This window comes from Thermodesulfobacteriota bacterium (assembly GCA_040758155.1).
Lineage (GTDB): Bacteria > Desulfobacterota > Deferrimicrobia > Deferrimicrobiales > Deferrimicrobiaceae > UBA2219.
This window is the reverse complement of the sequence record JBFLWB010000019.1, coordinates 1-8,027: the sequence shown is the minus strand read 5'-3', so window position 1 is coordinate 8,027 and position 8,027 is coordinate 1. Positions and strand designations below refer to the sequence as shown.

The 8,027-nt window shown below is 66.9% G+C and carries 10 protein-coding genes; all 10 read right to left on the bottom strand.

Annotation, left to right across the window (positions count from 1 at the left end; translation table 11 throughout):
* A partial coding sequence (locus AB1346_01505; protein ID MEW6719106.1) for an aspartate kinase occupies positions 1 to 480 on the bottom strand: 480 nt, incomplete at its 3' end.
* 8 nt (positions 481 to 488) lie between these two features.
* Complete coding sequence (tsaE, locus tag AB1346_01500) at positions 489 to 974, bottom strand: tRNA (adenosine(37)-N6)-threonylcarbamoyltransferase complex ATPase subunit type 1 TsaE (GenBank protein ID MEW6719105.1); 486 nt, start codon at positions 972 to 974, stop codon at positions 489 to 491.
* Entirely contained in the window at positions 971 to 2,551 is a 1,581-nt protein-coding gene (locus AB1346_01495; GenBank protein ID MEW6719104.1) for an NAD(P)H-hydrate dehydratase, read from the bottom strand. The genes tsaE and AB1346_01495 overlap by 4 nt, the downstream gene beginning before the upstream one ends.
* Positions 2,548 to 2,949, bottom strand: coding sequence for a holo-ACP synthase (gene acpS, locus AB1346_01490; protein MEW6719103.1), 402 nt, complete (start codon positions 2,947 to 2,949; stop codon positions 2,548 to 2,550). The genes AB1346_01495 and acpS overlap by 4 nt, the downstream gene beginning before the upstream one ends.
* 1 nt (position 2,950) lies before the next feature.
* Complete coding sequence (locus AB1346_01485) at positions 2,951 to 3,673, bottom strand: pyridoxine 5'-phosphate synthase (GenBank protein MEW6719102.1); 723 nt, start codon at positions 3,671 to 3,673, stop codon at positions 2,951 to 2,953.
* A gap of 298 nt (positions 3,674 to 3,971) precedes the next feature.
* Positions 3,972 to 5,327 carry a phosphoglucosamine mutase gene (glmM, locus tag AB1346_01480; GenBank protein ID MEW6719101.1) on the bottom strand — a complete coding sequence of 452 codons (1,356 nt, stop codon included), beginning with the start codon at positions 5,325 to 5,327 and terminating at the stop codon, positions 3,972 to 3,974.
* Between the two features lie 13 nt (positions 5,328 to 5,340).
* Positions 5,341 to 5,979, bottom strand: a complete 639-nt coding sequence (locus AB1346_01475; protein MEW6719100.1) for a CdaR family protein — start codon at positions 5,977 to 5,979, stop codon at positions 5,341 to 5,343.
* 16 nt (positions 5,980 to 5,995) lie between these two features.
* On the bottom strand, positions 5,996 to 6,772 hold the full coding sequence (gene cdaA, locus AB1346_01470; GenBank protein ID MEW6719099.1) for a diadenylate cyclase CdaA: 777 nt from the start codon (positions 6,770 to 6,772) through the stop codon (positions 5,996 to 5,998).
* Positions 6,769 to 7,554 carry a dihydropteroate synthase gene (gene folP, locus AB1346_01465; protein ID MEW6719098.1) on the bottom strand — a complete coding sequence of 262 codons (786 nt, stop codon included), beginning with the start codon at positions 7,552 to 7,554 and terminating at the stop codon, positions 6,769 to 6,771. The genes cdaA and folP overlap by 4 nt, the downstream gene beginning before the upstream one ends.
* Before the next feature lie 59 nt (positions 7,555 to 7,613).
* A partial coding sequence (locus AB1346_01460; protein ID MEW6719097.1) for a cell division protein FtsH occupies positions 7,614 to 8,027 on the bottom strand: 414 nt, incomplete at its 5' end.

Below are 8,027 nucleotides of genomic sequence, written 5' to 3'. Positions count from 1 at the left end.
GACGGCCACCGCGCTGGTGTCGGAGCCGCCGCGGCCCAGCGTGGTGATCGATCCCGTATCGTCGATCCCCTGGAATCCGGCGACGACGCAGATGTACCCGTCTTTCAGCGCCTTCCGGATGGTTTCGCCCTCGATGGTCCTGATCCGCGCCTTCACGTAGGCGGCGTCGGTGGTGATGGGGATCTGGAAGCCGCAGAACGACTTCGCCTTGTACCCCATCTCGGTCAGAGCGATGGACAGGAGGCCGATCGTCACCTGCTCCCCGGTGGAGGCGACGACGTCGAGCTCCCTCTCGTTCGGGATCTCGGCGATCTGGTGGGCCAGGCCGAGCAGCCGGTTCGTTTCCCCGGACATGGCGGAGACGACGACCACCACGTCGTTCCCCTCGTCCTTCGTCCTCGCGACCCGCTTCGCGCAGTTCTTGATCTTCTCGATGGTCCCGACCGAGGTGCCGCCGTACTTCTGAACGATGAGTGCCATCGCCTGGTTCAACCTCCTGGCTGGAAACGTTTGGTACGGGACCGGAACCGGTCGAGCCCCCGGGTGTCGGGGGCGGCAACCGAGATTTCCCGGCCGCTCTCTCCGGAGATCGTCAATTTAACCCGGATGCAGTCCGTTGGCAACAATCCGCTGATTTTTTCGGCCCATTCGACGACGCAGACCGCGTGCCCCCTGCCGGACAGCGTCTCGTCCAGTCCGATTTCCTCCGCCTCCCGCAGGCTGTCGATCCGGTATACATCCACGTGGACCAGGGAGGGGATCCCTTCGTGCATGGTGACGATCGTGAAGGTGGGGCTGACCACCCTGTCGGGAAGGATCCCCAGGGCGGCGCCGATCCCCTTGCAGAAGCAGGTTTTTCCCGCGCCCAGGTCGCCCGTGAGCCCCACCACGTCCCCGGGGACGAGCTCCTCCCCCAGGATGCGGGCGATTTCGAAGGTGTCTTCGGGGGACCCGGAACGCAGCGGAAAAATCACTCTTCGCGCGGCGCCTCGTCGAGCGTGTGCTGCAGCGCGCCCTTGATGTTCCCGATCACATCGGTCGCGGTGACCGGCGTCATCGGATGGTCCCGGACCAGCAGGTCCGCGGACAGGCCGTGGAGGAATACTCCCGCGCAGGCCGCGTCCGTGGGAGAAAGCCCTTGGGACGCGAGCGCGGCGACCATGCCGGTCAAAGCGTCCCCCATGCCGCCCGACGCCATGTACGGGTTCCCGGACGTGTTGATGAAGATGTCTCCCTTGGGGGTCGCCACGACCGTCCGTGCCCCCTTCAGGATCACCGTGACCCTTTCCTCTTCCGCCACGTGCCGGGCCGAGTCGAGCCGGTGGGCCTCGATCGCGTCGATGGATTCCTGCGTCAGCCGCGACATCTCCCCCGGGTGCGGGGTGATGATGCACGGCGCGCCGGCGCTCTGGAGCAGGTTCGGCTGTCCGGCCAGCGCGTTCAACGCGTCCGCGTCGAGGAGGAACGGGGCCTTGATCCGGGGGAGCAGTTCCTTGAGGAACGCAGACATGCTCTCCGTCATGCCGAGTCCGGGGCCGATCACGACGAAGTCGGCCCGCGCGATGGTTTCCAGCAGCGCGGGGATCATCTCCGGCGTGAAGTATCCCCCGCCTCCATCCGGGACCCCCGCGCACATAACTTCCATCTGCTTCGCCTCGACGATCGGGCGCAGCGACGCCGGCACCGCCGTCGTGATCAGCCCGGCCCCCATCCGGAGCGCGGCCATCCCGGCGAGACAGGGGGCGCCAGTCATCCCGGGGGATCCGCCAACGATGTAGACCCGGCCCGCGTCCCCCTTATGGAAATCGGGGGGGCGAACGGAAAGCATGCTCTTTACGACCTGCTCCTCGAGCGTCTCGGTCTTGATCTCGGCTTCGAAGACCGCCCTCGACGGGATCCCGATGTCGTAGATCTCGGTCTCCCCGCAGTGGATGGAGCCCGGAAGGAGCACGTTTCCGAGCTTGAGCAGCCCGAGCGTGCCCGTGTAATCCGCCCGGATGGCCTCGCCCATGATCCGCCCCGTGGAGGCGTCGATGCCGCTGGGGATGTCGACGGCGAACACCGTGGCCATCGACAGGTTGATCACCTCCACCACCTCCCGCACGGTCCCGGACAGCGGGGACGAGATGCCGGTTCCGAAGATGGCGTCCACGCAAAGGTGGACCTCCTCCAGGTAGGTCCGCAGGTCCTCGACCCCTTCCGTGTCCCGGATGACCCGGATCTCCAGATCCATCCGCTTCAGGATCTCGGCCTGCGCTCCGGCGTCCTTCGACAGCTCCTCCGTCTCCCCCAGCAGGAAGACCTCCACGTATACTCCCCGGTTGTGGAGGTGGCGCGCGATCACCATCCCGTCGCCGCCGTTGTTCCCCTTGCCGCAGACTACCGCCACGGAGGCTTCCTGCGGGGCGACGACCTTCTCCTCGAGGAGGCGCAGGATCCGGTCGGTGCAGGCCCTGCCGGCGTTCTCCATCAACACGAGGGAGGGGATCCCGTAATGCTGGATCGCCACCCGGTCCAGTTCCGCCATCTGGCGCGCCGATGCCACCTTCATTCCTTCGCTCCTCCGGCCTTTTCCAGGATGACGAACCCGATCGCGTTTCCTCCGTCGTGGGCGATGGAAACGTGAACGGCTCCGCCCCCCTTCCACTTCAGCCAGCGGACCGCCTGGCCGTGCAGATGGACGACGGGTTTCCCCGCGGTTCCCCGCAGGGTCTCGATGTCCACCCACAGGATCCCCTGGGACTTCCCCGTGCCCAGCGCCTTGAGCAGCGCCTCCTTCACGGCGAAGCGCCCCGCGAGCCGCTCGGCGGGATTCGCCCCGCCCATGGCGTACTTCCGTTCGCCTTCCGTGAAGACACGCGAAAGGAAACGATCCCCGTGCCGCTCCAGAAGCTTTTTCACCCGCGACACGTCCACGATGTCGACGCCGACCCCGAGGATCGCGTTCACGTCACGCTCCGTGGACCAGGTCGGCGATTTCCCTCACCGCGGCCGGCAGCCCCAGGAACAGGGCGCGGGCGACGATGCTGTGCCCGATGTTGAATTCCTCGATCTGCGCGATCCGCAGCACTGGGACGATGTTCCGGACGTCCAGCCCGTGCCCCGCGAGCACCCGAAGGCCGAGCGACCCGGCGTACGCCGCCGCCGTACGGATCCTCGAGAGCTCGGCGTCCGTCCTTCCGTCCCGGAAGGCGCCGCAGTATGCGCCCGTGTGGATCTCGATCGCGTCCGCCCCGGCGCGCCGGGAGGCGCGGACCTGCTCCGGCTCGGGGTCGATGAACAGGCTGACGACGATGCCCGCCTTCCGGAGCGCCTCGATCGTCCCGGAGAGGGAGTCGATCTGCGCGGCCACGTCGAGACCCCCTTCCGTGGTGACCTCTTCGCGCTTCTCAGGCACCAGCGTGGCGGAATGCGGCTTGAGGTCGAGGGCGATCCGCGCCATCTCCCCCGTTGCCGCCATCTCCAGGTTGATCCGCGTGGTCACGACTTCCTTGAGCACGTGAAGGTCCCGGTCCTGGATATGCCTCCGGTCTTCCCGGAGGTGGACCGTGATCCCGTCCGCGCCGTGGAGCTCCGCGATCGCGGCCGCCGCAGCCGGCTCGGGGTCCCGCCCCCGACGGGCCTGCCGCAGCGTCGCCACGTGGTCGATGTTCACTCCGAGCAGCTTCCCCATTCTAGTGCTCCAATTCATAAATACGGCGGCATTCGAACGCCGGCCGCTCTCGGCCATCCATGGCCTCCGCGGCACTTGCCCATCCTTGGGCATCGCTGCCGACCCCGGCGGAGTTGTGCCCCTCATGCCGGAGAGGGTCCCCGGTACCGGCTCCCGGGGGTACCCCAGGGAGCGTATTTTGTCCGGGAGAGGGGCGCTCCTTCACCGTGCTCCCCGGCACGCCTCAGTCGCGCGCCTTGCCGGATGCGGCGCATCGACGTTCTCGGTGCTCACCGTATTTATGAACTGGAGCACTTGCCTACCGCCCGTCCTCTTTCGCCTTTTCGACGAGAGTCTTGACGATCGCCTCGACCTCGGAGCGGTTCTCCCCTTCCGCCATGATCCGCAGAAGCGGCTCGGTGCCGCTGTACCGCACGACGATCCGCCCGCGCCCCCGGAGCATCTTCTCGAATTCCCCCCGGGCCTTCTGGAAGCTTTTCATGGACTCCAGCGGGATGCGCTGCTTCATCCGCACGTTGAGGAGCATCTGGGGGAAGGTGACGAGGTCCCTGCCGAGCTCCGCGGCCCGCTTCCCCCTCTCCACCATCACCGCCAACATCTGGAGCGCCGCGAGAACGCCGTCCCCCGTGGTGGCGTGGTCGAGGAAGATCAGGTGCCCCGACTGCTCCCCGCCGAAGTTGTAGCCGCCGGCGCGCATCGCCTCCACCACGTAGCGGTCCCCGACGGGGGCGCGGACCAGCTTGATCTTCCGTTCCTTCAGGAAGAGCTCGAGTCCGATATTGCTCATCACGGTGGCCACCACCGTGTTCCTCGCCAACTTCTTCTTCTTCGCGAGCGTCTCCCCGCAGACCGCCATGATCCTGTCGCCGTCGATCACCTCTCCCTGGTGGTCGACGAGGATGACGCGGTCGGCGTCCCCGTCGAGCGAAATCCCCAGGTCCGCCCGGGACTCCTTCACCTTCTGGGAGACGATCTCGGGGTAGAGGGAGCCGCACTGCTCGTTGATGTTCAGCCCGTTGGGAGAGACTCCGATCGTGATCACCTCGGCCCCCAGCTCCGTAAACACCTGGGGCGCGATCCGGTACGCGGCGCCGTTGGCGCAGTCGACCACGATCCGCAGCCCCTCCAGCGACAGGTGGGAGGGGAAGGTGTTCTTCAGGTAGACGATGTACCTCCCCGTGGCGTCGTCGATGCGGTGCGCCCTGCCGATCTCGGGCGAGGGAGGCCGGTTCTCCTTCAGGTGATCGCCGTACATCAGCGACTCGATGCGGGCCTCCACCTCGTCGGGGAGCTTGAATCCGTCCCTGCCGAAGAACTTGATGCCGTTGTCGGGGTACGGGTTGTGGGACGCGGAGATCACGACTCCCGCGTCGGCCCGCATGGAGTGGGTCAGGAAGGCGATCCCGGGCGTGGGCATCGGCCCGACCAGCAGGACCTCGCCTCCCATCGCGCAGATCCCGGCCGAGAGCGCCGTCTCGAACATGTATCCGGAAAGCCGGGTGTCCTTACCGATGACGATCTTCCGGCGGCCTCCCCCCTTGTCCTGGAAGAGGTGGGCGGCGGCCTGGCCCAGGGCGATGGCGGTCTCCACCGTCATCGGGTCGGTGTTCGCCACCCCGCGCACGCCGTCCGTTCCGAACAGTTTTCTGGCCACGGGGGACTCCTCTCTATCGACGGAACCGGATCTTCACGCGGACGTACCGGTCCCCGGTGATTTTAGCATGCGGCTCCCGCAAGTCCACCCGGGCCTCCGTTTCGAAGGTGTCCTCCCCGGTGTCGGGGACGATCTCCTCGGTGTACGCGACCGGCATCCTGGAGAACTCTTCCGGCAGCGCCTCCACCTCGACTTCTTTCGGATCGATCTCGATGGAGGCGATCCGGTTCCGGAGCGACTTCCCTCCCCTCAGCTTCAGGGAAACGGGGAGTCTCCTGCGCTCGGTCCGCGCGAGGACGACTTCGACGGCCTGCGGGAAGATCTTCTGCACCGTTACCCCCGACGGGACCCGGACCGCCCCGGGATCGAATTTCACGATCTGCTTCCCCGGCTTCCCGGCGGAGAGATCGAGCGCCATGGAGATCTCCGACGCCTTGAAACCCGCGAGGATGGAGGACGGCCCCTGCAGCCGCACCTCCACGTGCGTCTCGACCTTGTTCGTCAGCGTCATCCCCGCGGGAAGGTTCCGGATCTCCAGAGGGACGTTGAAGCTTACGAGTACCTTGCTCTCCCCCGTGACGAACCACCATGTGACGATCGCAAGACCGAGGGCGAGAAGCTTCAGGGCGAGGTTCCGGCGAACGAAACGCATCGGAGCTTTCAGGAGATCACACGCCTCCATCCGCCCCCCCGTCTCCGCGATAGAGCGCCTGGAGCATGTCGCTGAGCTCTTCCGGAGAGTCGGCCCTCCGGACGAGGCGGTTGTTGAACAGCGTGACGTTCCCGGTCTCCTCGGACACGACGACGACCGCGGCGTCGGTCTCGGACGCGGCCCCGAATGCGGCGCGGTGCCGGGTCCCCATCCCCTGCGTCTCCTTCGAGGGCGGAGGGATGGGCAGGATGATTCCCGCGGCCTCGACGCGGTTCCCCCGGATGACCGCCGCGCCGTCGTGGATTGGGGACCCCTCGTTGAAGATCGACTCCGCCAGCTCGCAGGAGAATATGGCGTCCAGCTTCCTGCCGTGCTCCACATACTCCTCGAGGCCGATTTCCCGCTCGAGCAGCAGGATCGCGCCGGTGCGGCTGCGCGCCAGGAGGAAGGCGCATTCCACCACCTCGTTGATCACTTCCTGGTCAGGCGTCCTCCCCCTTCCTCCGGCCAGCCTCCACTGCCCGATCTTGGCCAGCGCGCGGCGGATCTCGCTCTGGAAGACGACCACGAGGACGACGAGGAGGTTCCCGAGGAAGTTGCCGACGAGCCACTGGAAGGTCACCATCCCGAATTTCCTGGAGACGGCGTAAAGGCCCATCAGGACCACCAGTCCGATGAGCATCTGGACGGCCCGCGTCCCGCGGATGAAAAGGAGGATCCAGTAGATGATGAAGGAAACCAGGAGGATGTCGAGGACGTCCACGGCGCGGATGGAAAGCAGCCCGTCGATCACTCCGCGTCCCCCCGAATGGCCGCGGCCACCTGGATCACCTGTCGCATCTCCTTCACGTCGTGGACGCGCAGGACGTGCGCCCCGTTCATCACCGCCGCCGCCACGGACGCGGCCGTGCCGAAGACCCTTTCCCGCGGATCGGTTCCCGTCAGGGTCCCGATGAATCCCTTCCGGGACGAGCCGAAGACGATCGGCCTTCCGAGGACCCGAAGCTTCCCGAGGTGCCGGTGCAGGGCGAGGTTGTCCTCGAGTCGCTTGCCGAATCCGATCCCCGGATCGACGAGGATCCTCTCCCGGTCGATTCCCGCCTCCACGGCGAATTCGATCCTTGCGGAGAGTTCCGGGATCAGCTCATCGAACAGCGACTCGTAGTGGGGGTTGCGCTGCATCGTCGCGGGGAGGCCCCTGCGGTGCATCAGCACCAACGCGCATCCGGAATCCCTGACGACGCCCGCCATCTCCGGGTCGTCCGCCATCGCGCTCGTGTCGTTGACGATCGACGCCCCCGCGGCGATCGCTTCGCGGGCGACGGCCGCCTTCGTCGTGTCGATCGAGAGAAGGGCCTTCGTCGCCCCGGAAAGCTTCCGGAGCGCCGGGAGGACGCGCCGAAGCTCCTCTTCCGCGGTCACCGGCTCCGAGCCGGGCCGGGTGGATTCCCCCCCGACATCGACGATCGCGGCGCCTTCGGAAACCATCCTCAAGGCCCGCTCCACCGCCTCTTCGACCGTGCCGTAGGAGCCGCCGTCCGAGAAGGAATCCGGCGTGAGGTTCAGGATCCCCATGATCGCCGGAGGGCCCGACAGGTCGAGCCGTCCCCCGGGAACGGGGATGCGGAACCCGCTCAGGCGGGCGCCCCCGCTTCTTCCGGCGTTCCGCCGGGGCCGATCCCGGCCTCGATGATCCGCTGGATCTCCGCCCCGTCCACCACTTCCTTCTCCAGGAGAGTCTGGGCGACGTTGTGCAGCACCGCGAGATGGTTCCGCAGCAGAGTCCTCGCCCGTTCGTAGCAGGAGGTCACGATTCCGTGAACCTCCTGGTCGATATCCCTCGCCGTCGCCTCGCTGTAATCCTGGTGGCGGGTGAAGTCCCTGCCCAGGAAGATGGCCTCCTGCTTCTGCCCGAAGGTCACGGGGCCGAGCTTGTCGCTCATCCCCCATTCGCAGACCATCTTCCGGGCGAGCGTCGTTGCGCGCTCCAGGTCGTTTCCCGCTCCGGTGGTCAGCTCCCCGCGAACGAGCTCCTCCGCCACCCGGCC